Genomic DNA, 278 nt, shown 5'->3' with positions numbered 1-278 from the left:
CAGTGCGGCCGTCAGTGCGGGGCGGCGACCGCCTCCTCGAACCAGCGTCCGGGATCGACGAGCTCCGCCGGGGCACCGTGGGCGCGCAGCCAGGTGCACACGTTCTCGCAGTCGCGGCGCAGGAACCGCTCGCCGGAGGGGTTCGCGATCAGGTCGATGACCTGCGGGACGTCGATCACGACGAGCCGCTCGTCGGCCTCCCGCGTATCCACGAGGACGTTGTAGGCCGAGAGATCCCCGTGCACGAGACCGAGTGCGGCGAGATCCATGACCACACC

Annotated in this window: 1 protein-coding gene; it reads right to left on the bottom strand. The window is 70.5% G+C overall.

Translation table 11 applies throughout. From position 1 onward, the window contains the following. Positions 1–11: 11 nt before the first annotated feature. Positions 12–278: RIO1 family regulatory kinase/ATPase (locus MJ643_RS30690; RefSeq protein WP_282103303.1), on the bottom strand; the 267-nt coding region annotated here is incomplete at its 5' end.

This window comes from Pseudomonas sp. PNPG3, assembly GCF_023093815.1.
GTDB classification, from domain to species: Bacteria; Pseudomonadota; Gammaproteobacteria; order Pseudomonadales; family Pseudomonadaceae; genus Aquipseudomonas; species Aquipseudomonas asiatica.
Note: the sequence above shows the minus strand (reverse complement) of the source record. Positions and strands in the feature narration are given on the sequence as shown.